This window comes from Pseudoclavibacter sp. RFBJ3, from assembly GCF_002931375.1.
GTDB lineage: Bacteria > Actinomycetota > Actinomycetes > Actinomycetales > Microbacteriaceae > Pseudoclavibacter.
The window spans coordinates 213,528-238,851 of record NZ_PSXZ01000001.1; the positions used below are offsets into that span (position 1 = coordinate 213,528).

Annotated in this window: 22 protein-coding genes; 11 read left to right on the forward strand and 11 right to left on the reverse strand. The window is 69.2% G+C overall.

From position 1 onward, the window contains the following. The first annotated feature begins 68 nt into the window (after nucleotides 1-68). Together galT and galK are read left to right on the forward strand one after the other, a co-directional pair. Nucleotides 69-1,199 carry a galactose-1-phosphate uridylyltransferase gene (gene galT, locus C5E07_RS01050; protein ID WP_258063734.1) on the forward strand — a complete coding sequence of 377 codons (1,131 nt, stop codon included), beginning with the start codon at nucleotides 69-71 and terminating at the stop codon, nucleotides 1,197-1,199. Further along, nucleotides 1,196-2,359 carry a galactokinase gene (gene galK / locus C5E07_RS01055; protein ID WP_104298092.1) on the forward strand — a complete coding sequence of 388 codons (1,164 nt, stop codon included), beginning with the start codon at nucleotides 1,196-1,198 and terminating at the stop codon, nucleotides 2,357-2,359. The genes galT and galK overlap by 4 nt, the downstream gene beginning before the upstream one ends. Before the next feature lie 963 nt (nucleotides 2,360-3,322). Here the strand turns inward: galK and C5E07_RS01060 are convergent. Continuing rightward, the gene (locus tag C5E07_RS01060; protein WP_181057687.1) at nucleotides 3,323-3,838 is read right to left on the reverse strand and encodes a GyrI-like domain-containing protein; all 516 of its coding nucleotides are present in this window, start codon (nucleotides 3,836-3,838) and stop codon (nucleotides 3,323-3,325) included. A 246-nt stretch (nucleotides 3,839-4,084) separates the two neighbouring features. On the opposite strand from C5E07_RS01060, the gene C5E07_RS01065 reads away from it, so the two are divergent. Next, nucleotides 4,085-5,575 carry an amino acid permease gene (locus C5E07_RS01065; protein WP_104298094.1) on the forward strand — a complete coding sequence of 497 codons (1,491 nt, stop codon included), beginning with the start codon at nucleotides 4,085-4,087 and terminating at the stop codon, nucleotides 5,573-5,575. Nucleotides 5,576-5,637: 62 nt separating this feature from the next. Further along, complete coding sequence (gene thrC / locus C5E07_RS01070; RefSeq protein ID WP_104298261.1) at nucleotides 5,638-7,062, forward strand: threonine synthase; 1,425 nt, start codon at nucleotides 5,638-5,640, stop codon at nucleotides 7,060-7,062. A gap of 167 nt (nucleotides 7,063-7,229) precedes the next feature. On the opposite strand, the gene C5E07_RS01075 is transcribed toward thrC, so the two are convergent. From C5E07_RS01075 to C5E07_RS01085, 3 genes are all read right to left on the reverse strand, one after another. After that, a complete protein-coding gene (locus C5E07_RS01075; RefSeq protein ID WP_104298095.1) occupies nucleotides 7,230-7,802 on the reverse strand; it encodes a YdeI family protein in 573 nt (190 codons plus the stop codon). Between the two features lie 184 nt (nucleotides 7,803-7,986). Then, nucleotides 7,987-9,288, reverse strand: coding sequence for an Nramp family divalent metal transporter (locus C5E07_RS01080; protein WP_104240140.1), 1,302 nt, complete (start codon nucleotides 9,286-9,288; stop codon nucleotides 7,987-7,989). 191 nt (nucleotides 9,289-9,479) lie between these two features. Further along, complete coding sequence (locus tag C5E07_RS01085) at nucleotides 9,480-10,415, reverse strand: dihydrodipicolinate synthase family protein (RefSeq protein WP_104240141.1); 936 nt, start codon at nucleotides 10,413-10,415, stop codon at nucleotides 9,480-9,482. A gap of 177 nt (nucleotides 10,416-10,592) precedes the next feature. Here C5E07_RS01085 and C5E07_RS01090 point away from each other — a divergent pair, with 177 nt between their 5' ends. Then, nucleotides 10,593-11,633 (forward strand): LacI family DNA-binding transcriptional regulator, encoded by a 1,041-nt coding sequence (locus C5E07_RS01090; RefSeq protein WP_104240142.1) that lies wholly within the window; start codon nucleotides 10,593-10,595, stop codon nucleotides 11,631-11,633. 260 nt (nucleotides 11,634-11,893) lie between these two features. On the opposite strand, the gene C5E07_RS19610 is transcribed toward C5E07_RS01090, so the two are convergent. Beyond that, complete coding sequence (locus C5E07_RS19610) at nucleotides 11,894-12,448, reverse strand: TetR/AcrR family transcriptional regulator (RefSeq protein ID WP_104305809.1); 555 nt, start codon at nucleotides 12,446-12,448, stop codon at nucleotides 11,894-11,896. A 54-nt stretch (nucleotides 12,449-12,502) separates the two neighbouring features. On the opposite strand from C5E07_RS19610, the gene C5E07_RS01100 reads away from it, so the two are divergent. Both C5E07_RS01100 and C5E07_RS01105 read left to right on the forward strand, forming a co-directional pair. Next, nucleotides 12,503-14,023 (forward strand): MFS transporter, encoded by a 1,521-nt coding sequence (locus C5E07_RS01100; RefSeq protein WP_160073858.1) that lies wholly within the window; start codon nucleotides 12,503-12,505, stop codon nucleotides 14,021-14,023. Nucleotides 14,024-14,215: 192 nt separating this feature from the next. Further along, nucleotides 14,216-15,244: an ATP-dependent 6-phosphofructokinase gene (locus C5E07_RS01105; RefSeq protein ID WP_104240143.1), complete on the forward strand. Its 1,029-nt coding sequence runs from the start codon at nucleotides 14,216-14,218 to the stop codon at nucleotides 15,242-15,244. Nucleotides 15,245-15,380: 136 nt separating this feature from the next. On the opposite strand, the gene C5E07_RS01110 is transcribed toward C5E07_RS01105, so the two are convergent. The 3 genes from C5E07_RS01110 to purS are packed head-to-tail and all read right to left on the reverse strand — an operon-like array spanning nucleotide 15,381 to nucleotide 16,984. Continuing rightward, complete coding sequence (locus C5E07_RS01110; protein ID WP_104328139.1) at nucleotides 15,381-15,887, reverse strand: DUF3817 domain-containing protein; 507 nt, start codon at nucleotides 15,885-15,887, stop codon at nucleotides 15,381-15,383. A gap of 33 nt (nucleotides 15,888-15,920) precedes the next feature. Then, a complete protein-coding gene (gene purQ, locus C5E07_RS01115) occupies nucleotides 15,921-16,625 on the reverse strand; it encodes a phosphoribosylformylglycinamidine synthase subunit PurQ (RefSeq protein WP_104298097.1) in 705 nt (234 codons plus the stop codon). Next, nucleotides 16,622-16,984 carry a phosphoribosylformylglycinamidine synthase subunit PurS gene (purS, locus tag C5E07_RS01120; protein WP_104240146.1) on the reverse strand — a complete coding sequence of 121 codons (363 nt, stop codon included), beginning with the start codon at nucleotides 16,982-16,984 and terminating at the stop codon, nucleotides 16,622-16,624. Before purS ends, purQ begins: the two co-directional genes overlap by 4 nt. 165 nt (nucleotides 16,985-17,149) lie before the next feature. Here purS and C5E07_RS01125 point away from each other — a divergent pair, with 165 nt between their 5' ends. From C5E07_RS01125 to C5E07_RS01135, 3 genes are all read left to right on the forward strand, one after another. Further along, nucleotides 17,150-18,553: an AI-2E family transporter gene (locus C5E07_RS01125; protein WP_104298098.1), complete on the forward strand. Its 1,404-nt coding sequence runs from the start codon at nucleotides 17,150-17,152 to the stop codon at nucleotides 18,551-18,553. A gap of 38 nt (nucleotides 18,554-18,591) precedes the next feature. Next, a complete protein-coding gene (locus tag C5E07_RS01130; RefSeq protein WP_146080462.1) occupies nucleotides 18,592-19,410 on the forward strand; it encodes a hypothetical protein in 819 nt (272 codons plus the stop codon). Nucleotides 19,411-19,661: 251 nt separating this feature from the next. Continuing rightward, nucleotides 19,662-20,774: a transaldolase family protein gene (locus C5E07_RS01135; RefSeq protein WP_104298100.1), complete on the forward strand. Its 1,113-nt coding sequence runs from the start codon at nucleotides 19,662-19,664 to the stop codon at nucleotides 20,772-20,774. 334 nt (nucleotides 20,775-21,108) lie between these two features. Here the strand turns inward: C5E07_RS01135 and C5E07_RS01140 are convergent, their stop codons facing one another. Further along, nucleotides 21,109-21,822: a TetR/AcrR family transcriptional regulator gene (locus C5E07_RS01140; protein WP_104298101.1), complete on the reverse strand. Its 714-nt coding sequence runs from the start codon at nucleotides 21,820-21,822 to the stop codon at nucleotides 21,109-21,111. A gap of 93 nt (nucleotides 21,823-21,915) precedes the next feature. On the opposite strand from C5E07_RS01140, the gene C5E07_RS01145 reads away from it, so the two are divergent. After that, nucleotides 21,916-23,397 carry an MFS transporter gene (locus C5E07_RS01145; protein ID WP_181057689.1) on the forward strand — a complete coding sequence of 494 codons (1,482 nt, stop codon included), beginning with the start codon at nucleotides 21,916-21,918 and terminating at the stop codon, nucleotides 23,395-23,397. A gap of 20 nt (nucleotides 23,398-23,417) precedes the next feature. Here the strand turns inward: C5E07_RS01145 and C5E07_RS01150 are convergent, their stop codons facing one another. Next, on the reverse strand, nucleotides 23,418-23,726 hold the full coding sequence (locus C5E07_RS01150) for a DUF1905 domain-containing protein (protein ID WP_104298103.1): 309 nt from the start codon (nucleotides 23,724-23,726) through the stop codon (nucleotides 23,418-23,420). Between the two features lie 49 nt (nucleotides 23,727-23,775). Next, a complete protein-coding gene (locus tag C5E07_RS01155) occupies nucleotides 23,776-25,317 on the reverse strand; it encodes a SulP family inorganic anion transporter (RefSeq protein ID WP_104298104.1) in 1,542 nt (513 codons plus the stop codon). Between the last annotated feature and the right edge of the window lie 7 nt (nucleotides 25,318-25,324).

Consider the following 25,324-nt stretch of genomic DNA (forward strand, 5'->3'; position numbering starts at 1 on the left):
GATTCAGCTTACGCCTTCGCAAGCGAAAGGCACTTGACTTTCGAAAACGAAAGTGGCGTAATCGGAGCGTGCATTCCCTCACCAACAACATCGTCAAGCGTCCGACGCTGCTCTCCGACGGTCGCGAGCTCATCTACTTCGACGACGCCGACACGACGCTCGACCCAGAGCGCGCCCTCGACAGCCGGGTGCCCGCCGACCGCCCACCGGTCGCCGAGATGCGTCAGGACCCGCTCACCGGTGAGTGGATCTCGATCGCCGCGGCCAGGCAGAACCGCGTCATGCTGCCCCCCAAGCACCTCGACCCCCTCGCGCCGTCCACGCCCGCCAACCTCACCGAGGTGCCGAGCAACTACGACGTCGCCGTCTTCGAGAACAAGTCGCCCTCGTTCGGACCCGCGCTGGGCGGAGACGACGCCGACGCCGACGTGCAGCTCGAGGAGCTCACCTCGGTGGGCCTCGGCCGCACGAAGCCATCCATCGGTCGCTGCGAGGTCGTCTGCTTCAGCCCGGAGTCGGAGGGATCCTTCGCATCGCTCTCCCTCTCGCGCGCCCGCACGGTCGTCGAGGCCTGGGCCGACCGCACGACGGCGCTCTCGCAGCTGCCCGGCGTGCAGCAGGTGTTCCCCTTCGAGAACCGCGGCAAGGACATCGGGGTGACGCTGCACCACCCGCACGGCCAGATCTACTCCTACCCGTACATCACGCCGCGCACGAGCGCCCTCATCCGCTCGATCGAGACGTACGGACCGACGCTGTTCCAGGACATCCTCGACTTCGAGCAGGCCTCCGACCGGGTCCTGCTGCGCGGCGAGCACGTCACGTTCTTCGTGCCGTTCGCCGCGCGCTGGCCGCTCGAGGTGCACATGCTTCCGCATCGCCACGTCGCCGACCTCGCCGAGACGACGGCCCAGGAGCGCGACGAGATCGCCCGCGAGTACCGCCGCGTGCTCCGCGCCATCGACGCGATCTACGACACCCCGACCCCCTACATCGCCGCCTGGCATCAGGCGCCCGTCAACTCGCACCGGGACGACATCCGGCTCATGCTGCAGATCACCTCGCCGCGACGCGCGGAGGACAAGCTCAAGTTCCTCGCCGGCTCGGAGTCGGCGATGGGCGCCTTCATCGGCGACGTCCCACCCGAAGCCACGGCAGGCCTCCTGCGCGCGGCGCTCGCGAAGGTGGACGCAGCGTGACCCGGCCGGAGCTCGCGAGGACGGCCGCCGAGGCGTTCGCGCGCATCCACGATGGGGCGCCGGACGGCCTCTGGTCGTCGCCCGGCCGCGTGAACCTCATCGGGGAGCACACCGACTACAACGAGGGCTTCGTCTTCCCATTCGCGATCGACCGGCACACGGTGGTCGCGGCGAGGCTGCGCGACGACCGACTCGTCCGCGTCTCGAGCGGCCTGCGCGAGGGCGTCGAGGAGATCGCCATCGACGAGCTGGCACCGGATGCGCTCGGCGGCTGGTCCGCGTACGCCCTCGGTGTCATCTGGGCGGCTGGCGAGCTGGGCGCCGACCTCAGCGAGGTGCGCGGCCTCGACCTGCACATCGAGTCGGATGTGCCCCTCGGGGCGGGTCTGTCCTCATCCGCTGCCCTCGAGGGGGCTGTGGCGGTCGCGATCGATGAGCTGTGGGGCCTCGGGCTCGACCGGCGGACGCTCGCTCGAGTGGGACGCCTCGCGGAGAACGAGGCCGTCGGTGCGCCGACGGGCATCATGGACCAGTCGGCGGTGCTCCTCGGCCAGCGCGACTCCGGCGTGCTGCTCGACTGCCGTTCGCTCGAGTCGAGGATCGTGCCGCTGGCGTTCGAGGCGCAGGGCCTCGCGCTGCTGGTCATCGACACCCGTGTCGAGCACTCCCACGCGAGCGGCGGCTACACGGAGCGGCGCGCGTCGTGCGAGAAGGGTGCGGCGGGGCTCGGCGTCGCCTCGCTGCGCGACGTGACGGGCGGCGACCTCGAGCGCGCCGAGCGGGTGCTGGACGACGAGACCTTCCGTCGAGTGCGGCACATCGTCACCGAGAACGCGAGGGTGCTTGCTGTCGTCGCCGCGCTCGGCGACAGCGGCCCGCGCAGCATCGGCCCGCTGCTCGCCGAGTCGCACGCATCGATGCGCGACGATTTCGAGATCTCCGTGCCCGAGCTCGACCTCGCTGTATCGACGGCCGTCGCTGCGGGAGCCATCGGCTCGCGCATGACGGGCGGCGGCTTCGGGGGAGCGGCGATCGCGCTCGTGGAACGCGGCGATCTCGCCGAGGTCTCGCGCAGCATCCACGAGGCCTTCGCCGCGGCCGGGTTCGCGGAGCCCGCGACCTTCGAGGTGCTCCCGTCGCAGGGCGCAGGTCGCGTCTGAGTCGCAGACGTCGGGGCTGCGCATCTAGTTGCCGTCTGGTGGGTGCGCGGGTCCCAGGTCTGTGAGGTCTGTGGGCGTGCTTTGCCCTGTCGGCGTGCTTCGTCTTCTCAGCGCAGACGTTGGGGTTGCGCACCTGCTTGCCGCCGGGTGGGTGCGGGAGGCCCAGGTCTGTGGGATCTGCGGGCGGGCCTCGCCCTTGTCGGCGCAGACGTCGGGGTTGCGCATCTGCTTGCGGCCGGGTGGGTGCGGGAGGCTCAGGTCTGTGGGACCTGCGGGCGGGCCTCGCCCTTGTCGGCGCAGACATTGGGGTTGCGCATCTGCTTGCGGCAGGGTGGGTGCGGGAGGCTCAGGTCTGTGGGATCTGCGGGCGGGCCTCGCCCTTGTCGGCGCAGACATTGGGGTTGCGCATCTGCTTGCGGCAGGGTGGGTGCGGGAGGCGCAGGTCTGGGCGCGTGCTTCGTCTTCTTGGCGCAGATGTTGGGGTTGCGCACCTGCTTACTGCCGGGTGGATGCGGGAGGCTCAGGTCTGTGAGGTCTGTGAGGTCTGTGAGGTCTGTGAGGTCTGTGAGGTCTGTGGGGTTTGTGGGCGCACGTCGTCTCGTCGGCGCAGACGTCGGGGTTGCGCACCCGCTTACCGCCGGGCGGGTGCGGGAGGCTCAGGTCTGGGCGCGTGCTTCGTCTTGTTGGCGCAGATGTTGGGGTTGCGCATCCGCTTGCCGCCGGGTGGGTGCGGGAGGCCCAGGTCTGTGGGGCTTGTGGGCGCACGTCGTCTCGTCGGCGCAGACATTGGGGGTTGCGCACCTGCTTGCCGCCGGGTGGGTGCGGGAGGCCCAGGTGTGTGGGCGTGCTTTGCCCTGTCGGCGCAGACGTTGGGCTTGCGCACCTGCTTGCCGCCGGGTGGATGCGGGAGGCTCAGGTCTGTGGGGTCTGTGGGGTCTGTGCGCGCGCGGCCCGGCCGCGTGCCTACCCGCGCGGGGCGAGCGACACGATGAGGTCGGTGCGCAGGTCGTCCGGGTTCATGTCGGGGCTCGGCTCGGTGACGTAGATCTCCACCGTGGAGCCTGGCTCGTCGCCCGAGTCGCGGAGATCCTGGATGAGGCGACCCCACGATTCGCCGAGGCCGTCGAAGGATCCGAGGTGCGACGCGCCGGCCGCGGCTCCCGCAGGCAGGGTGGAATTCTGGATCGTCACGTCGCCGACGAGCGTCTTCTCGCGGATCGGCTCGACGACCGGGAAGCCGATCTCGACGTCGAACGTCTGCGAGGGGTCGCCGTGGTAGACCGCGAGGGCGGGGCCGGAGGGATGCACCTTGTCGGCGCCGATCGCTGCAGCCATCGCCTGGAAGGTCGTGTCGAAGAGCGTCCGCAGCTCGCGCATGCTGACGTTGTCGTAGCGCGCGACGGCAAGCGGGACGGCGCTCAGCTCGAAGCGCTCCACGCCCTGGCGGGGGGAATCGGGCAGCGGAAGTGTCTCTGGCATGGTGTCCTCCTCGACGCCCCACTCGAGCGGGGCAGATGCTTGACGCCAACCTAGGGCAACGGGCCGTGCGCTTGGCGTCATTCACGGGTGACCTCCCCGGATTCTCGGCGGGTTCCTGGCATCGCTCCAGCTTGGGTCCAGTGCCGACGACGGCGCGCCGAGGGGCTACGATTCCGCAGGTGGCGCGCCGGCGCAGAAGACGGTCGGGTGGATGCGCCACCGAGCGACGAGAGACACGAGCTGCGCATGAACACGGTCGAGAACGACGGCATCGAATCGGGGGCGACCCCGAAGCGGCCGCTCGCGCGGGCGCTCACGGCGCGGCACATCCGCTTCATGGCGCTCGGCTCGGCCATCGGAACCGGCCTCTTCTACGGGTCCTCCGCCGCGATCCAGGCCGCGGGTCCGGCGGTCCTGCTCGCCTACATGATCGCGGGCGCCGCCGTCTTCATGGTGATGCGCGCGCTCGGCGAGATGACGGTGCGCCACCCCGTGACGGGCTCGTTCGGGCAGTTCGCGAACCGCTACCTCGGCGCACGCTGGGGGTTCATCACGGGCTGGACGTACGCGTTCGAGATGATCGTCGTCGCGATCGCCGACGTCACCGCGTTCGGCGTGTACATGGGTTTCTGGTACCCGGACGTCGCCCGCTGGGTGTGGATCGTCGCCGTCATCCTCTTCATCGCCGCCATCAACCTGCTCGGGGTGCGCGCGTTCGGCGAGCTCGAGTTCTGGCTCGCGCTCGTGAAGGTCACGGCCATCATCGCCATGATCGCCGGCGGCATCGCGATCATCATCTTCGGCTTCGGCAACCAGTCACCGGATGCGTCTGGCATCGGGGCGCTCTTCAACCCGGCGACGGGCGGCTTCTTCCCCATGGGCATCGAGGGCGTCATCGCGTCGTTCGCGATCGTGGTCTTCGCCTTCGGCGGCATCGAGATCATCGGCATCACGGCCGGCGAGGCGCAGGACCCGAAGCGCGTCATCCCGAAGGCCATCAACAGCGTGCCGCTGCGCATCCTCCTCTTCTACGTGGGCGCGCTCGCCGTCATCATGATGCTCGCGCCGTGGAACACGATCACGGGTGACGCGAGCCCGTTCGTGTCGATCTTCGATGGCCTCGGGATCCCCGCGGCCCCGCACATCCTGAACTTCGTCGTCATCACGGCGGCCCTCTCGGCCATCAACTCAGACGTGTTCGGCGCTGGCCGCATGATCTTCGGTCTCGCCGAGCAGGGGCAGGCGCCGCGCGTGTTCCTCCGCGTCTCCGGAAACGGCGTGCCATGGGCGACGGTGGCGCTCATGGTCGCGGCGCTCGCGGTCGGCGCGTGGATGAACGCCGTCATCCCCGAGGATGTCTTCCTCGTGATCGCCTCCATCGCGACCTTCGCGACGGTGTGGGTGTGGATCATGATCGTCTGCTCGCACATCGCCATGAAGCGCGACATCGCGCGCGGCGAACGCAGCGCATCCGAGTTCCCTGTGCCGCTGTGGCCGTTCGCGTCATGGGCGACCCTCGGCTTCCTCGTGTTCGTGCTCGGCGTGCTGGGCTGGTTCGAGAGCACCCGCGTCGCGCTCATCGTCGGCGCGGTGTGGCTGGCCCTGCTGCTGCTCGCGTACCGGTTCGCGGTGGGCTCCGCCGGCAAGCGCCGCGCTGAGCTGGTCGACGAGACCACGGCGCTCGAGGTTCAGGCTGGTCGGCAGACGCCGCAAGTCAAGGGCACCTCCCGGGACTGAGCCGCCCCGATACGATGGGGGCGCACATTCCCGGTGAAACACGACGACTGAGGCGAGTGAACTTGCAATACATCTCAACCCGTGGCGGCACGCTCGGTTCCTACTCCGACGTTCTTCTCGAGGGCCTCGCCCCGAACGGCGGACTCGCCGTGCCGGAGCTGCTGCCGCACTTCACGAACGAGGACCTCGAGGGCTGGCGCTCGCTCGACTACGCCGGGCTGGCGACGGCGGTGCTCGGCCTCTTCGCGACCGACATCCCGCGCGAGGACCTCGAGCAGCTCACCGCGCACGCCTACGGGGAGGGCCGCTTCGCGTCAGAGGACGTCGTTCCGCTGCAGAAGCTGGATGCGCAGCTCACGCTCGTCGGCCTGTCCGAGGGGCCGACCCTCGCGTTCAAGGACATGGCGATGCAGTACCTCGGGCAGACGCTCGACTACGTGCTCGGCAAGCGCGACCGGGTGCTCAACGTGCTCGGTGCCACCTCGGGTGACACCGGGTCCGCCGCGGAGCACGCGCTGCGCGGCCGCGAGCGCGTCTCGGTCTTCATGCTCTCGCCGCAGGGCCGCATGAGCGCGTTCCAGCGCGCGCAGATGTACTCGCTGCAGGACGAGAACGTGCACAACATCGCCGTGAAGGGCGTCTTCGACGACTGCCAGAACCTCGTGAAGCGCCTCGCCGAGGACATCGACTTCAAGCGCGGCAACAACATCGGCGCCGTCAACTCCATCAACTTCGGCCGCATCTCCGCCCAGATCGCGTACTACGTGTGGGCGTGGCTGCGTTCGACCGACGAGCTGTCGGCGGATGAGCGCGACGGCTTCGAGGTCTCGTTCGCGGTGCCGTCCGGCAACTTCGGCAACATCCTCTCGGGTCTGTACGCGAAGCTCATGGGCTTGCCGGTCCGCAAGCTCGTGCTCGCCGTCAACGAGAACAACGTGCTCGACGAGTTCTTCCGCACGGGCTTCTACCGCCCGCGCAACGCCGAGAACACCCTCGCCACGTCGAGCCCGTCGATGGATGTGTCGCGCGCGTCGAACCTCGAGCGGTTCGTGTTCGAGCTGCTCGGTCGCGACGGCGGCCGCACGGCTGCCGCCTGGAGCGAGCTCGCCGAGACCGGCGAGATCGACCTCTCCGTGGCGCAGCACACGTTCGAGCCGCTCTTCGGCATCGTCAGCGGAACGAGCACGCATGCCGACCGTCTCGCGACGATCCGCAGCGTGCACGACGCATCCGGTGTCACCATCGACCCGCACACGGCCGACGGCGTGAAGGTCGCGCGCGAGCACCTCGAGGACGGCGTGCCCATGCTGGTGCTCGAGACCGCGAAGCCGCAGAAGTTCGCCGACACCATCTCGGAGGCCCTCGGCTCGGCCGTCGATGTGGATGCGGAGACGCAGGCCCTCCTCGACGCCCCGCAGCGGGTCGTCGAGCTCGACGACGACGAGCAGGCGCTGCGCGCGTTCATCTCGGAGCGCGTGCTCCGCTAGGCCAAGTGGATGCGCCCGCTCGCCGGGCGCATCCACCCGCCTCTTGCCTGCCCTGTGCGCGCGGCAAACATGTGAAAATGCATGCTCTCGACGTCGGGAGCATGCATTTATTGCATGTCTGCGTCGGGGAGACGGACATCCAGGCGGGAGACGCGCCGGCGGGGCGCCTACTTGTAGTGGTGCTCGCCGCGCGCCGCCTTCTCGACGACATCCTGGATGCGGGCGGCGCGGATCGCGGGTGTCTTGATGCCCGTGATGCGGAAGATCACCTGGAAGCGGGCCTGCTTTTTCATCGCTTCGAAGAAGGCCAGCGCCTCTGGGTTCGCGTCGAGTGCCGCCTGCAAGTCGGCGGGGACGACCGCATCCTTGACCCGGTAGGCCGCTTCCCAGCGGCCGTCGGCCTTCGCGCGCTCGATCTCCGCGTGGCCGGCAGGCTGCATCCGCCCCTCGTCGATGAGGCGGGCCACGTGCCCGACGTTGATCTGCGACCACGGGCTGTTCTTCCGCCGCGGCGTGAAGGCCTGCAGCATGTAGTCGTCGTCGAATCGCGCCGACTGGCCGTCGATCCACCCGTAGCAGAGGGCCACGTCGAGGGCTTCCTGCCAGGTGATGCCCGGCGCATTCGAGAGCTTCTTGCGCAGCTTCAAGCGCACGCCGCCGTCGTCGGGGCCGGCCGCGAGGAACGCCTCCCACTGCTCGATCGTGAAGTCGTGAATGGGTTTGTCGGCGAAGCTCACCATGCCGTCATCCTAGGAGGGCGCAGGGGGCGACCGGTGCTGTCCGACTTCCGTGATGGATGTGCCTCCTCGCCCAGGACGACGCCGGGCCCCGGCGAGTGCCGATGGGCCTGATCACGGAAATTGGCCAGGGCCCTCGCGCAGCCTGCTGCCGCGCACGGACCCTGGCCAACGGCCGCCGCGAGACCTATCCTGCGATGAAGCTCAGAAGGAGCCGAACGGAGAGGGCGAGCACGGCGGCGAGGCCGATGATGCCGAACGCGTTCTGCCACCACCTGTTGCGCATCTCGCCCATGAGCGAGCGGCGGTTCGCCATGATGATGATGAGCGCGGCCAGGATGGGAGCGACCAGGATCGTGAGGGCCTGCGCGAGCACGATGAGTTCGACCGGCGAGGTCTGGAAGATGAGCGTGACGCCGAGCCCGAAGGCGAGGATGAAGCCGCTCGTGAGTCGTGCCGTGAGGGTGTTGGCGGATGCGCCGCGGCCGAACGCGTCGGAGAGCATCGTGCCGCCGGCGATCGCGTTCGGGATCATGGAGGAGAACGCCGCCCCCGCGAAGCCGAGCGCGAAGATGAAGCCGCCGATGGGGCCGGCTAGCGGTTCGAAGATGGCGGCAAGGCTGGTGATGGAGGTCGCCGTCTCGGACGTCTTCCCCAGGGCGCCGGCCGCGACGATGATGACGAGCCCCGTCATGATGCCGGGGGCGATGATGCCCGGAATGGTGTCGACGATCGTCACGTCGCGGTAGTCCTCTTCCTTCCGGCCGCGTTCCTTCGTGCCGTAGGAGGTGTAGAAGGCGGCGTTGATGGAGAAGTTCGTGCCGACGAGCGCCACGATGAGCAGCCATGAGCCTTCTGGCGCCGTGGGGATGAGCCCGCGGCCAGCCGCCGACCAGTCGGGGTTCACGACGAACGCGCTCACGACGAAGCAGATCGCCATGAGCGCGACGATGGCGATGAGCACCTTCTCGATGACGTTGTAGATGCTGCGGATGAACAGCACCGCCGCGACGCCGAGGGTGCAGATGAGGGTCCACATGACGGGCGACGAGCCGTCGACGAGCATGGAGAGGCCGAGCCCGGAGCCGACGGCGTTGCCGACTGAGAAGCACAGCGTGATGAGGAACACGCCGACGCCCGCGACGACGCCCAGGGGCTTCCCGAGGTGGTCCTTGATGGAGGCGATGAGGGAGACCGGCGACTTGATGCCGAGTCGCACGCTCATGTCGGTGAGGAAGATCATGAGCACCGTCGAGACGGCGATGACCCAGATGAGCGTGTACTGGTAGGAGCTTCCGGCCTGCACTGCCGTGGTGAGGTTGCCTGGGCCGAACTGCCAGGCGCCCGCGACGAAGGCGGGGCCGATGAGGGCCAGCTGCTGCCAGAAGCGGCGCCGAGTTCGGCGGGATTCGACGATGGTGCGGACTGCTTCGGTCGAGACTCGCGCGTGGCCGGTGCCCGGCGTCGAGTGGAGGCGGGTGTCGCCCATGGGGGTCTCCTTCGTGGAGTGCGGCCGATGGATGGGGTGCATCCGGCCGCGAAGTCGTCATTGACTTGGGGGTCGCACGGGTTCGCGAACCCGTGCTTCCGGTGCCGCGTCTGGGCGGCGTGTGTCGTCGAGCTTGCAGCAGTCGACGCCAAGCGTAGGGGCAGCGACCCTGTTGTCGCTGCCCCTCCCTGCTAGGAGGCGACCGTCACGCGGTCGAGTCCGGCGATGGCGAATGCCTCGGCGATCTCGCGGTCCGCGCCGTCGGCGAGGGGCAGCAGCGGGGTGCGGACCGTGGCGTGGTCGAGGATGCCGCGGTGCACGAGGCCCCACTTCAGCGCGACGGTTCCCTCCATGTGGGAGCCGCGGTGGTAGACGTTCTTCGTGACGGGCAGGAGGCGCTCGTGGATCTCGTGCGCCCGGTCGTAGTCGTGCGCCTTGCCTGCCTCGATGAGCTCGACGAGCGCCTCAGGGGCGATGTTGCCGTAGCCGACGAGCAGGCCGTCGACGTCGAACATGGTCGGGAGCAGGTACTCGTCGTGGCAGGAGAGGATCTGCAGCTCCGGGTATGCGGCGCGCAGCGCGGGGATCTCCGTGTACCACCGGCGCATGTTGCGCACGCCGTTCTTCGTCGCGAACACGCCCTCCTGGCCGGCGATCTCGAGCTGGGTGTCGAGGTTGTAGCTGGCCTTGGTGTTGTCGGGGTACTGGAAGAGGATCAGCGGCAGTCCGCTCTCCTCGTAGATGTCGCGGTAGCGCGTCTGCGGTGCGCCGTCCTGGTAGCCGAAGCGCAGCCACCCGTGGGAGGGGTAGACGAGGCCGGCGGATGCACCCGCGTCCACTGCGCGCTTCGCTTCCTCGGCGGCGACGGCGTTGCCCTCCTGGGTGATGCCGGCGACGATCGGGATGCGCGAGTCGACCGATTCGCGGAAGGCGGTGATGACCTTCGCCTGCTCGGTCTGGGTGAGGAAGGTGCCTTCGCCGGCGTGGCCGAGGACGACGAGGCTCTTGACGCCGTCGACGGAGCCGAGCCAGGAGCCGAGGCGCTGGATGGCGTCGTAGTCGACGGCTCCGTCCTCGGTGAAGGGGGTGACGGGGGCGGGGGAGAGGCCGCGGAGGTCGATCGACATCTTGTCTTCCTTTGCTCATCGTTGAGGTGGTGGGTCCTGCTCGTCGCTGCTCTTTCGAGCTGATGCAAACGTTTGCAGGAACGATTGCAAGTCTTCATGCAAACGTTCCCGATGTCAAGGGTCGAGTCTGGAGATTCCTGCCGGGCGGGCGTCGAGGGCCGGGATACACTCCTCTGCATGAGGCGAAACGACAGTGCCGTTGCCCCCGGAGCGGGCGAGCGACGAGTCGTGACCCTCAAGGAAGTCGCGGCCGAGGCCGGCGTCAGCATCTCCACCGTGAGTCGCATCCTGGACGAGCGCACCGCGCAGTCGCAGTCGGCGACCGCCGTGCGGGTCCGCGAGATCGCGAACGAGCTCGGCTACCGGCGCAACGTCTTCGCATCCCAGCTCCGCCGCGGCTCGACGAGCACGATCGGCGTGCTGGTGCCGCGCCTCAGCGACACCGTCATGGCGCTCATGTACGAGGCCATCGAGCGTGCCGCTGCCGCGAGGGGCTACGTCGCCGTCGTGGCCACCACGGGGGACGACGCCGAGGGCGAGCAGCGCGCGGCCCAGGTGCTGCTCGACCGCAACGTGGACGCGCTCATCATCGCCTCGTCTCGCCGCGTCGACAGCTTTCCCCAGTCGTTGCAGGAGTCCGGCATCCCGCTCGCCCTCGTGCTGCGCACCGACGGCGTCAGCCCCTCGTCGCTGGGGGACGACGAGGTCGGCGGGTACCTCGCCGTGCGCCACCTCGTCGACCTCGGCCACCGCGACATCGCGCTCGTGACGGGTCCCGACTTCACCTCGAGTGCGCGTGACCGCCTGGCCGGCGCCCTGCGTGCGGCGCGCGAGGCTGGCATCGAGATCCCGCCGCATCGCATCGCGGGCGACGGCTTCCGCATCGAGCACGGCGCGGCCGCGGCCGAGCGCATCCTCGCCGCGACCGAGACGCCCCCGACCGCGATCTTCGCCGCCAACGACAACCTCGCGCTCGGGGTCATGGCGGCCTCGCACCGACACGGTCTGCAGATCGGCACCGACCTCGCGCTCGTCGGCTACAACGACGTCCCCCTCGCCGAGGCCCTGCCCGTGCCGCTGACCTCCGTGCGCACATCGTTCGACCAGATCGCCACGACGGCGCTCGAGCTGCTGCTGACGCCAGGGATCGGGTCCGTCATCCGGCGCGCGATGCCGACGCTCATCCCGCGCGCATCCAGCTGCCCGCCGCCGCGCTGAGTCGCGGCGGCTGGCAGGACGACGGGCGCTCGCGGCAGCCCTGACCAACATGAGTGCGATATGCGGCAGATCTGGCGCCTGATGCCCGCGTCGGCCCAATAGTGCACGGATGCTGGTCACATGTCTTGAGCTCAGATGGCCCGATGCCGGCTCGTGCCCTGCGTGGCCGGTAACCAACTCCCGTGATGGATGCGGGTGCGTGGTGCGGGCCGTGTCGGGTGGGCGCGCGTGATCCCGCAAGTTGGCCAGTCGAGTGGTGGCTAGTCGTCGAGCAGGTCGAGGAGGGTGCGGATGATCTCCTCGCGTTCCTCGTCGCTCGGCAGGAGCTTCGCGGCCTCCGGCAGGCTCTCGCGCGACTCGGTGACGAACGAGCTCGAGTGGTAGAGGCCGTCGCCGAGGAGCTTGGTCATGTGGGCGACGAGGGGGCTGCCGGTCGACTCGAGGATCGCGTCGTGCCAGGAGCGCTCGAGCTCGAGGATGGCGCGCGTCGCGCTCTGGTTGCCGTTGCGGGAGAGGTTCATCGCGGCGAGCCAGGCCGTGTCGAGCTCGTCGCCGACGGAGCTGCTCATCTCGATGAAGTGCCGGACGGTCGACGCGGCGTCGCCCTGGAGCTGTTCTGCGCTCGCGCGGGCCATGCCCGTGAAGCGCTCGATGAGGGCGTCCGCCAGTGCCTCCTTGGAGGGGAAGTGGTAGATGAGTCCGCCCTTGGAGACGCCGGCGATGCGGGCGACCACGTCGAGGGTGGTCGCGGCGACACCCACGGTGGTCAGCGACTCCTCGTAGGCGTCCAGGATCCGGTCTCTAGCTGAACTCATGGCCGCCATCCTACAGTTGCCAACTGTACCGTCTGGTCGGTATAGTCCTCTTTCATGACCACACTGATCGAACAGCGCGCGGGCCGGAAGGAATGGCTCGGCCTCGCGGTGCTGATGCTCCCCGTCCTCCTCGTGTCGATCGACAACACGGTCCTGAGCTTCGCCCTCCCGTACATCGCCCTCGACCTCCAGCCGAGCGCCGCGATGCAGCTCTGGATCATCGACATCTACCCGCTTGTCCTCGCGGGTCTGCTCGTCACGATGGGCTCCTTCGGCGACCGCATCGGACGCCGGAAGCTGCTCCTCATCGGCTCGACGGGCTTCGCGCTCGTCTCCGTGCTCGCAGCCTTCTCCGTCTCCGCCGAGATGCTGCTCATCTCGCGGCTCCTCCTCGGCTTCTTCGGCGCCATGATCATGCCCTGCACGCTCTCGCTGCTGCGCGGCATGTTCCACGACCGCGCCCAGCGCCGCCTCGCCATCGCCGTCTGGGCGACCGGCTTCTCGGCGGGCACGGCCATCGGCCCGATCGTCGGCGGCGTGCTCCTCGAGCACTTCCACTGGGGCTCCGTCTTCCTCATCGCCGTCCCGTTCCTCCTGCCGCTCCTGATCTTCGCGCCGCTGCTCGTCACCGAGTCGCGCGACCCGAACCCGGGCCCCATCGACGTTCCCGCGATCCTCCTCTCCATGGCGGCCCTCGCGCCCATCGTCTTCGCGATCAAGCACACGGCGACCGACGGCATCGACCTCATCTCGGTCGGCGCGCTCCTCATCGGCGTCCTCTCCGGCTGGCTGTTCGTGCGTCGCCTGCTGAAGCAGGAGAACCCGATCCTCGACATGCGCCTCTTCGCGGTGCCCGCCTTCACGGGCTCCGTGCTCGTGAACCTCGTGAGCGTCGTCGCGCTGGTCGGGCTCCTCTTCTTCCTGTCCCAGCACCTGCAGCTCATCCTCGGCCTCACGCCCCTGCAGGCTGGCCTCATGCTGCTCCCCGGAACCGTCACGATGATCGTCGCCGGGCTCCTCATCGTGCGTGTCGTGCGCCGCGTGAAGGTGCACATCGCCATGGCGTTCGGCCTGGGGCTCGCGTTCCTCGCCTACCTCTCGCTGGCGATCACGGGCGGCTCCGCCCCGCTGTGGATGCTCGTCGCAGCATTCACGCTCCTCGCGGCCGGCATCGCGATCGCCGAGACCCTCTCCAACGACGTCATCATCGCGAGTGTCCCGCCCGCCAAGGCCGGGGCAGCATCCGCCGTCTCCGAGACGGCCTACGAGGTGGGCGCGGTGCTCGGCACGAGCGTCCTCGGCGGCGTGCTCACTGCGAGCTACCGCTCCGGGATGGTCGTCCCGGAGGGGGCGACGGCCGAGCAGGCGCATGCCGCTCGCGAGACCCTCGCCGGCGCCGTGAACGTCTCGAACGAGCTCGAGGCCGGCGGCATGACCGCTCAGGCGCAGACGCTCCTCGACTCGGCGTTCCACGCGTTCGACGCCGGCAGCACCGTCACGTCGGCCGTCGGAGCCGTGCTCATGGTGGGCGCGATCATCCTCGCGCTGCGCATGGTCGGCAAGGCCACGGCCTAGCCGACGGCGCGCGCTGCGCCGCCTTCGACCGGTCTCCGAAATCGCGCAAGCCACCCGGACCCGGTACTGTCGCTGTCGAGCCGTCTTCCAACGCAGGAATCCGCTTCTGCACTGAACTCGTTTCCGTGGGGTGGGCTACTCGACCGTGATGGCTGTTTGCGAGATTTGCCACACCCAGAGGAGAGCGAACGCATGAAGATCGGACTGCTGACCAGCGGCGGCGACTGCCCCGGACTCAACGCTGTCATTCGCGGCAGCGTGCTCCACGGCATCAAGACCTACGACAACGAGTTCGTGGGCTTCCGCGACGGCTGGCGCGGTGTCACCGAGGGCGACATCATGGACCTCCCTCGCACCAAGGTCCGCGGCCTCGCGAAGCAGGGTGGCACGATCCTCGGCACGTCCCGCACCAACCCCTTCGACGGGCCGAACGGCGGCCCGGAGAACATCGCCGTGATGCTCGAGCGTCACTCGGTGGATGCGCTCATCGCGATCGGCGGAGAGGGCACGCTCGCGGGAGCCAAGCGCCTCGCTGACGCCGGCATCCCCGTCGTCGGCGTGCCGAAGACGATCGACAACGACCTCCAGGCCACCGACTACACGTTCGGCTTCGACACGGCCGTGCAGATCGCGACCGACGCCATGGACCGCCTCCGCACGACCGGCGAGTCGCACCACCGCGTCATGGTCGCCGAGGTCATGGGTCGCAACGTCGGGTGGATCGCCCTGCACTCGGGTATGGCCGCTGGCGCTCACGCCGTGCTCATCCCGGAGCAGAAGGTGCCCATGACGCAGGTCGCCGAGTGGGTCTCCGAGGTCCACCAGCGTGGGCGTTCGCCGCTGGTCGTCGTCGCCGAGGGCTTCATTCCCGAGGGGATGGACGAGGTGCTGTCGCAGGGCACCGAGGTCTCCGGGCGTCCGCTGCTCGGCGGCGTCGGCGACTACGTGACCGCTGAGCTCGAGAAGCTCACGGGCATCGAGACCCGCAACACGACGCTCGGCCACATCCAGCGCGGCGGCGCCCCGACCGGGTTCGACCGCGTGCTCGCGACCCGCTTCGGCCAGTACGCCGTCGACATGGTCAACGAGAAGCAGTGGGGCAACATGGTCGCCCTCCGCGGTACCGAGATGCAGACGGTCGCCTTCGAGGAGGCGCTCGACGGCCTCAAGACCGTTCCGCAGGACCGCTGGGACCAGGCGAAGATCTTCTTCGGACGCTAGGCCAGAGGCCGGAGGCCGGAGGCCGGAGGCCAGAGGGCCGAGGGCCGAGGCGAGCGAAGAGGGCGGATGCGCGTGCATCCGCCCTCTTCGTGTCGCTTGGCGTTGACGGTCGGCTGCTCCCGACGGGCGAGTGGTCCTAGTGGGCGCCGGTGGGGCCGACGAGGGCACCGCTGAGGGAGCCCGTGAGGATGACCACGGCCAGGACGATGACGGCCGCGCTCATGGTGATGGGGCGGTCGACGAACCAGCGCACGATTCGCTGCAGCGAGAAGCCCTTCGACGGGGCCTCGCGCCAGCCGCCCTCGAGCGCACCGCGCCGCTCCGCCCACCAGTCGTAGACGAGCGTCGCGAACGGCGGGATGGCGGCGAACCAGCCGAGCCCGAACATCCACCACGGCCAGCGCTGGTTGATGCCGACGAACGCCGTGACGACGAGGTAGACCATGAACATTGCGCCGTGCAGCGAGCCGCCGACCGACACGAGGACGTCGGTGGTCTGCGTCACGTACTTCAAGAACATGCCCGTGAGCAGCAGGGCCCACGTGATGGCCTCGCCGATCGACACGGCGCGCAGGAGGACCCGCGGGGTGAGCCGCCGGTCGTCGGCCGTGGCCTCGGGCGAGGTCGCCTTGGTCTGCGTCATCGGCTGCGCTGCGCTCTCCGTCTGCGACAAGGTCTAGACGCGCGCGAGCAGCGCCTCGACGGCGCTGCGGAAGATCGGGAGCCCATCGAGGCCCGAGGCCATGTGGGTTGCCGTGTCCGGACCGAAGCCGAGCTCGACCGCGTGCTCGGGGTGCGGCATGAGGCCGACCACGTTTCCGCGCTCGTTCGTGAGACCTGCGATGTCGTTGCGGGAGCCGTTCGGGTTGACGTCGACGTAGCGGAACGCAACCTGGCCCTCGCCCTCGATGCGCGCGAGGGTCTCGTCGTCGGCGATGAAGCCGCCCTCGCCGTTCTTCAGCGGGATCGTGATCTCCGCGCTCTTCTCGTACGCGTTGGTCCAGACGGTGTCGTTGTTCTCGACGCGCAGCACCTGGTCACGGCAGACGAACTTGCCGTGGTCGTTGCGGATGAGCCCGCCGGGCAGGAGGTGCGCCTCGGTGAGCATCTGGAAGCCGTTGCAGATGCCGAGCACGGGCAGGCCCGCGTTGGCGGCCGTGATGACCTCGGCCATGATCGGCGAGTGGCTCGCGATCGCGCCGGCGCGGAGGTAGTCGCCGTAGCTGAACCCGCCGGGGAGGATGATGGCGTCGACGCCGTGCAGGTCGTGCTCGCCGTGCCAGAGCGCGACGTCCTCGCCGCCCGCAAGGCGAACGGCGCGCTGGGCGTCGCGGTCGTCGAGCGAGCCGGGGAAGGTGATGACGCCGATGCGGGGGCTCATGAAGCGGAGCCCTTCGACTGCACCTCGGCGGCGATGACCGACGCGAGGGAGTCCTCGGTCTCGACCGCGGCGTCGTCGAGCTCGTCGGCGTCGTCCGGGGTCTCGGTGCCGTCGGGCAGCACGTCGATGGAGATGACGTCCTCGATGACCCCGTTGGCGAGGAGCTCATCGGCGACCTGCGAGATCTCCTCCATGAGCTCGGCCGTGACCTCGCGGTCGGTGGTGATCTCGAAGCGCTTGCCGACGCGCACGTCGTGCAGGTGGTCTTTGCCGAGGCGCGAGAGTGCGCCCGCGACGGCCTTGCCCTGCGGGTCGAGAAGTTCCTGCTTCGGCATGACGATGACGACGATCTTGGGCATCGGGAGCGGCTCCGATTCGATGGAGGAAAGAGACGCCCCCAGCTTACCGTCAGGCGCGGATGCGCGAGGCTCGTCCACAATGTCGGTGCACACGCATAGCCTTGTCACATCTTCGCGACGGCGGGCACCTCCGCCGGTCGCCTCACCGACCTTCTGGGAGCATCCATGAGCGACAAGCTCAAGCGCCTCTTCGGCCGCGACAAGCCAGCGGCTCGCCCTGCGCTGCCGGCCCCCTCCGCATCTTCCGTGGCCGCCCAGCTGGCGGCGCAGTCCGCAGGGCCGGTGGAGCACCTCGAGGCCCCGGCCCGAGACGAGGTCATGGTCGGCGGCAGCGCCGTGCAGGCGTACGCGCCCGACGACGGCGAGGGCCGCGGGCGTCGCCCGACGAGCGTCGGCGTCATGTGGACCGACCAGCTCGGACGAGTCGCCACCCGCGCGCTGCAGGGGCTGGTCATCGTCGCGGCCGCGACACTGCTCATCTTCGCGGGGCTGCAGGTCACGATCGTCGTCATCCCGGTGCTCCTCGCGCTCATCGTGTCCGCCGCCGCGTGGCCCATCATCAAGTTCCTCACGTCCAAGAAATGGCCGCCGGCGCTGGCGACCGTCACGGTGCTGCTCGCGATCATCGTCTTCCTCGGCGGCGCCCTCACGATGGTCGTTCTGCTTGTGCGGAACCAGTGGTCCGAGCTCTCCGAGCAGGCCGTCCAGGGGTTCAACCAGGCCATCGAGTGGGTGAACGCGACCTTCCCCATCACGATCGATCAGGACCAGATCAACGAGTGGCTCGGGCAGGCTCAGGACTTCATCTTCACGAGCCAGTTCGGCAACGCCGCCGCGAGCGGCCTCACCGCCGGCATCTCCGGCGTGACCACGTTCATCACGAGCGGCGTGCTCTTCGTCGTCATCCTCTTCTTCTTCATGAAGGACGGCCCGCTCATCTGGGGCTTCCTCACGAAACCACTCAAGGGCGCCAACCAGCGCCGCGCGCGCCTCATGGGGTCCCGTGCGGTTGAGGTCATGGGCGGGTACGTGCGCGGCACGGTCATCGTCGCGCTCGTGGATGCGGTGTTCATCGGCATCGGGCTCGCCATCGTCGGGGTGCCCCTGGCCTTCCCGCTCGCTGTCCTCGTCTTCATCCTCGCGTTCATCCCGATCGTGGGAGCGACACTCGCGGGTGTCCTGGCCGCGCTGGTGGCGCTCGTCACGAACGGGCTCGTCCCGGCCGTCGTCGTCGTCGGAATCGTCGTGCTCGTCAACCAGCTCGAGGGCAACTTCCTCCAGCCGGTCGTGCTCGGCAAGTCGCTCAAGCTGCACGAGCTCGTCGTCCTCATCGCGCTGACCGTCGGCACGATCCTCGGTGGCATTGTCGGCACGCTGCTCGCAGTGCCCGTTGCGGCAGTCAGCTGGGCGCTCATCCGCGCCTGGTACGAGCCGCTCGAGAAGCTGCAGGAAGACGAGGCGGTTCCCGACGACATGCGCACGCGGCTGCCGTGGCGCAAGGACCTCGGCGAGGAAGATGCTGCTATCGGCGCTGCCTCCGACGCCAAGGGCTCGAACGCCGACGCCTGATGTGGAGCCAGCTCACCCGGGGGATCCGGAGCAAGGGGATGCTCGCCGAGCTCAGCTCCGCAGGCATCGCGGTGGCGGTCCTCGTCGGTGTCTGGACGCTCTACACGATTGCCGACGTCACACAGTTCCCGTACGACGCCTCCACCTGGTCCTACGCGGGCATGGGCGCTCCCGCACTCCTCGGCATCTGGCTGATCGTCGAGCTCCTCAGTCTCCCTGACACCCCGGATCGCCCGCTGCTCGGGCGCTTCATGGTTCGCACGATGGTGGTCGGGCCGGTGCTGTTCACGGCCGCCTGGCTGCTCGGGTCACTGCTCCTGCTCGTGCTGACGCTCACTGGTGGCATCGTTCCGGAGCTCAACGAGACGGAATCACCGGTCGCCGAGCTCCTGCTCAACGCCTTCCTCACCTGGCTGCTCGGGGTCGCGGCCGTGCTCTGCGGGGCGCTTGTCGGCCTCGTGTTCGTGGTGCTTCCCGTCCTGTCCTGGCGCGATCCCGCGCGGGCGGCGTCGATCAACGCCGAGCCAGCGCCGAAGGGGAGCCTCGCCAGGGCCCGGCTCGAGCGGATGACCTTCGCGGGCATGCTCATGCTCATCTTCCTCGCCCCGTCCCTGTGGGTATCCGGCGAGAGCAACGCTCGCGGGAGGAACGCCGTCGAGGCGTTCCAGAACACCTGGCTCGCGATCGTCGACTTCGAACCGTCCTGGTGGGACCGCTACCTGTGGGACGTGCTCTGGGTGCTCGGAATGCTCAGCGCCCTCCTGCTCGTCGCGTCCGTCGTCGCGGTCGTGGTCATGCGGATGCCGCAGAAGGGCCCGTCGCCGAGGGGGCGCACCGCCGACCGCGGTGGCGAGTAGCGGTCCTCGAGCGCCTGGATGCGGGCTCGCCGCTCGCTCCTCGCCGTCGTGACGCGCGGACCTCTGGCGCACTCAAAACCTATTGTGATAATGTCAGGACATATGCGGCAGGTGGGTATCGGCCGACACGGACTCGAAGGCGAGCATCCACGTCGGTGATGGCCCGCGAGGCCTGACGCCTCGGACCTCGGGGTGTGCGGCCGCCGCGGCACCGGCGAACCCGGCAATCCGCCACCGATGAGGAGAACAGCATGACCCTGCTCGACACAGCGCCGTCCAGTGACAACGGCACTCCAGCCACGAAGCTCGCACCCCTCGCCTGGGCGGCGCAGAACACGAAGACCGCCCTCTGGAACGACTCCGCAGACCCCGAGGAGCTCACGAGGTCCATCGAGTTCGGCGCGGTCGGCGCCACTTGCAACCCCGTCATCGCCTTCGCTGCCATCAAGAAGTGCCCTGACGTCTGGGGCCCGCGCATCAAGGAGATCGCGGCGCAGAACCCCACGTGGGGCGAGTCGGAGATCGGCTGGCAGGCCGTGCGCGACCTCTCGATCAACGCGGCCCTCCTCCTCGAGCCGGAGTTCGAGCGCAGCGGAGGCCGCAACGGCCGCCTCTCCATCCAGACCGACCCGCGCCTGCACCGCGACGCAGCTGCCCTCGCCGACCAGGCCGAGGAGTTCTCGAAGCTCGCGAAGAACATCATCGTGAAGATCCCCGCCACGAAGACGGGTATCGAGGCCATGGAGGAAGCCGCCTACCGCGGCGTCAGCATCAACGCGACCCTCAGCTTCACCGTGCCGCAGGCTGTCGCGGTCGGTGCAGCCCTCGAGCGTGCCCTCGAGCGCCGGGCCGCCGACGGTCTCCCCGAGCAGGAGTTCGGGCACGTCGTCACCATCATGGGTGGGCGCCTCGACGACTGGCTCAAGAAGTGGACGACCGCCAACCGCATCCTCGTCACTCCCGGCATCCTCGAGTGGGCAGGTGTCGCGGCGCTCAAGCGCGCGCACGCCGTGTTCCAGGAGCGCGGCTACCGCAGCCGTGTGCTCTCGGCGGCATTCCGCAATCAGCTCCAGTGGTCGGAGCTCGTGGGCGGAGACCTCGTCGTCTCGCCGCCGTTCGACTGGCAGGCGCGCATCAACGAGAACGACATCCCCGTCGCGGATCGCATCGGGGTCCCCGTCGAAGCCGGGATCCTCGAGGAGCTGAACACCCTCAGCGAGTTCCGCCGGGCCTACGAGGTCGAGGGCATGACCGCTGAGGAGTTCCAGGACTTCGGTGCGGCACGCAACACGCTTCGCCAGTTCCTCGACGCGGACGCCCAGCTCGACGCGCTCGTGCGCGACATCCTGGTGCCCGCCGCCTAAGCGGCCGCCGGTCTGCCGTATCCGCTTCCTGAACCGAGTTCGGCCGTGCCGAGGCGCGACACCCGGAGCGTGCCGAGCTCATCCCGCCTGCTGCTCAATCAGTGGGGCGGCGCAGGGGAGGTGCCGTCGTTTTCTCGCGAGGAAAGCCCAGGCGCCTCCCCTTCTGCGCGCCCCGCGCATGAGAGCCACTGCTTTTGGAGTGCCCCGGCCCCGTCCGCCCTCTCGGGGCCTCTCCCGCCCCTTCTCCTCCCCAGAACCGCCACAAGAGTGAGGGGGATGCAGGCTTCTCCCCGCGGGCGGGTGCTTCTGGCTGACGCTTGCTTCTGGCGGATGCTCAGCTCGTGGGCGCGCCGCGCTTGGCTGCCGGCAGCACGACGTTGTCGATGATGCCGATCAGGAAGTCGCGGTCGGGGGAGCGGCGCAGGATGAGTGTGCGAAAGGCCGCCATGGCCGGTGCGATCGTGCTCAGGGTGTCGAGGTCGACGTCGGCGGAGATCTCCCCCCGCTCGATCGCCCGCTCGAAGATGGCGCGGTTGGCGGCTGCCCTCGGCGCGACGATCGCCTCCTGGGCCGCCGCGGCCATCTCGGGGTCGCGGGCGATCATCGAGACGACCCCCGTCATGACGTTGAGCTTGCGCTCGGCGTCGCGGATGCTCGGTGGGCGCACCAGCGCGACCAGGTCGCCCCGCAGGGAGCCCGTGTCCGGGAGTGCGGCGAGGTCCAGGTCCTTCGACTTCATGCAGGCGACGGCGTCGAGCACGAGGTCTGACTTCGAGGCCCAGCGTCGGTAGAGCGTGGCCTTGCCGGCCTTTGCGCGGGTCGCGACCATGTCGATCGTCATGCCGTCGTAGCCCGTCTCGGCGAGCACATCCAGAGCCGCTTCGAGGATGTCGGTGTCTCGCGTGTGGTCGCGCTTGCGGCCGAGCCTTGGCTTCTTCTCGGCGCCTGCCGGGGACTGCGAGGTCGGTGCCGCGGGTGCGCTCGCCGCTCCAGTCGCCTCGGTCGCCGGTGCTGCGGGGGAGCTGTCGGCGAGGTCAGTCTGCGTCATCGAAACCACCTCTCGTTGTGGTCACAGCCTAGCTCGCGACATTACGAAACTCAAGGTATCCGAAACGACTCAGTCTCGTATATGGTGAGCCGCATGTCCGAAACCTCAACCCCTGCGACCGACGGTCGCCGCTGGCTCACGCTGATCGTCGTCGGCCTCGCCCAGCTGATGGTGGTCCTCGACGCGACGGTCGTCAACATCGCCCTGCCGTCTGCGCAGGCCGACCTCGACTTCTCCGACGGCCAGCGCCAGTGGATCGTCACCGCGTACTCGCTCGCCTTCGGAAGCCTGCTGCTGCTCGGAGGTCGCCTCTCCGACCTCATGGGCCGCAAGCGCACGTTTGTCATCGGCCTCATCGGCTTCGCGATCGCCTCAGCACTGGGCGGTGCCGCCCCCTCGTTCGAGCTGCTCGTCGCAGCCCGCGCACTGCAGGGAGTCTTCGGCGCGCTGCTCGCCCCCACCGCCCTCGCCGTGCTCACCACGACCTTCACGATCCCGAAGGAGCGCGCCCGCGCCTTCGGCGTGTTCGGCGCGATCGCCGGCGCAGGCGGAGCTGTCGGCCTGCTCCTCGGCGGCGTGCTCACCGAGGCGTTCGACTGGCGCTGGAATCTCTATATCAACGTCGCCATCGCGGCCGTCGCCCTGGTCGGCGCCGTCATCTACGTTCCCTCCATCTCGCGCTCCGGCCCGCGCCCGAAGCTCGACATCCCGGGCACCCTCCTCGTCTCCGGCGGCCTCTTCGGCCTCGTCTACGGCTTCTCGAACGCCGAGACCGACGGCTGGGACTCCCCGCTCACGTGGGGCATGCTCGCGGGTGCCGCGGTGCTCCTCGTGGCGTTCGTGCTCTGGCAGACGCGTGCCGGGCATCCGCTGCTGCCGCTCTTCATCGTCCGCGACCGCAACCGCGGTGCCGCCTACCTGTCGGTCATGATCGCCGGTGCCGGCATGTTCGGGATCTTCCTCTTCGTCACCTACTACCTGCAGCTCACGCTGGGCTACTCGCCGATCCAGACCGGTCTCGCGTTCCTGCCCATGATCGGGATGCTCGTGCTCGCGGCTCAGCTCGGCACGAACCTGCTGGTGCCGCGCTTCGGTCCGAAGGTGCTCGTCCCGATCGGCATGACGCTCGGCGCGAGCGGCATGGTCTGGCTCACGTTCCTGGATGCGTCGAGCACGTACGCGGGGCACGTCATGCCGCCGCTCATGCTCATCGGGTTCGCGATGGGCACGATCATGCCGGCGTCGATGCAGACGGCGACGCTCGGCGTCGACCGCCAGTTCGCGGGCGTCGCGTCGGCCATGGTCAACACGAGCCAGCAGGTGGGCGGGTCGATCGGCACGGCCCTGCTGAACACGCTCGCCGCGACCGCCGCCGCCGACTACCTCGTCGAGCACGGGCCCGCAGCGGTCGGCGACTCGATGATCGCGAGCTACGCGGCCGCCTACTGGTGGGGTGCAGGCTTCTTCGCGGTCGGGGCCGTGGTCTCCGCGCTGCTGTTCCGCCGCCGCGGCCAGGGCGCATCCCTCAGCCAGGAACCGGCGGAGGCAGGGGCAGCTCCCGTACTCGCGCACTGAGAGTGTGGCTGGATGCGCCCCTACCGCTGCGGGTCCTCCACGTCGACGAGCCGCACCTTGCCGACGACGGGCGCATCCAGTTCGAGTCCCTCGGCCTCCCGCACGGCCTTCTTGATGGGCAGGATGTAGGTGGCGTCGCTCGGGAAGATCGAGGTGCGCCACGTTGATCCGCCCACGGTCGCCTCGACCCGCACCGAGCCGAAGCCGTGCGTGAAGCGCTCCGAGGCAGCGGCGATCCTGTCGGAGGCGTCCTCGCTGAGGCTCACGAACGTCCACAGCTCGCGCCGTTTCTCCCAGCGCCACAGCGGATTCGAGAACGAGAACTCCATGCGTCCATGATCGCGCACGGGGGCGGCGAGTGGCGAACCCTGAGCGGCTCTAGTGTCCGCCGCCCGGCAGCACATCGCGCATCCGCTGCAGGCGGGTCTCGCTCTCGTCGTTGAGGCCGACGACCTCCACGGAGGCGCCGTGCTTCTCGTACTTCTCGATCACCGCGTCGAGGGCGGCGACCGTCGAGGCGTCCCAGACGTGCGCCGCGCTCAGGTCGATGACCACGCGTGCCGGGTCGGCGGCGTAGTCGAACTGCGCGTAGAGGTCGTTCGAGGAGGCGAAGAACAGCTGTCCCGTCACCGCGTACGAAGCCACGGCGCCGTCTTTCGAGAGCGTGCGGCGCACCTGCACAACGTGCGCGACGCGGCGCGCGAAGAGCAGCACCGCGCACAGCACGCCGGCGCCGACGCCGATCGCGAGGTTGTGGGTCGTGACGGTCGCGACGACCGTCACGAGCATGACGGCGGTCTCGCTCAGGGGCATGCCGCGCAGCGTCGACGGGCGGATCGAGTGCCAGTCGAACGTCGCCCAGCAGACGAAGATCATCACGGCGACGAGCGCGGCCATCGGGATGAGCGCCACCAGGTCGCCGAGCAGCACGACCAGCAGGAGGAGGAAGACGCCGGCGAGGAACGTCGAGATGCGCGTGCGAGCGCCGGACGCCTTCACGTTGATCATCGTCTGCCCGATCATCGCGCAACCGCCCATCCCGCCGAAGAAGGCGGTGATGATGTTCGCGGCGCCCTGCCCCCACGCCTCCCGCGTCTTGCTGGAGCGGGTGTCGGTGATGTCGTCGACGAGCTTCGCCGTCATGAGCGACTCGAGCAGCCCGACGAACGCCATCGCGAGCGCGAAGGGGAACAGCAGCTGGAGCGTCTCGAAGGTGAGGGGCACATCCGGGATGAAGAACCCGGGCAGCGTGCTCGGCAGCTCGCCCTTGTCGCCAACGGTCGGCACGGTGACCGACGCGAGCACCGTGATGAGCGTGAGCACGACGATCGCGACAAGCGGGGCCGGTACGGCGGTCGTCAGCCGCGGCAGGCCGAACACGATGACGAGCGCGAGCGCGGTGAGCGGATACACGAGCCACGGCACCCCGAGCAGCTCCGGCACCTGCGCCAGGAACACGAGGATCGCGAGCGCGTTGACGAAACCGACCATCACCTGGCGCGGGATGTAGCGCATGAGCTTCGCCACACCGAGCACTGCGAGGAGCACCTGCAGGACCCCCGCGAGGAGGACGGCGGCGATGAGGTAGTCGAGGCCGTGCGAGGCCATGAGGGGCGCGATCACGAGGGCGACGGCGCCCGTCGCCGCGGAGATCATGGCGGGCCTGCCGCCGAGGATCGCGATCGAGACCGCCATCGTGAAGGAGGCGAAGAGGCCGACCCGAGGGTCGACCCCCGCGATGACCGAGAAGGCGATCGCTTCGGGGATGAGCGCGAGCGCCACGACCAGTCCACCGAGCACCTCGACCTTGAGGAGGCGCGGCGACCGCAGGGTGCGGAGCACCGACTGGCGCTGCTCGGGGGAGAGCGCGGCTGGGGCCGCCGAAGCTGCAGCGGGCGCGGAGGCGTGGGAGGAGGTCACGGCGAAG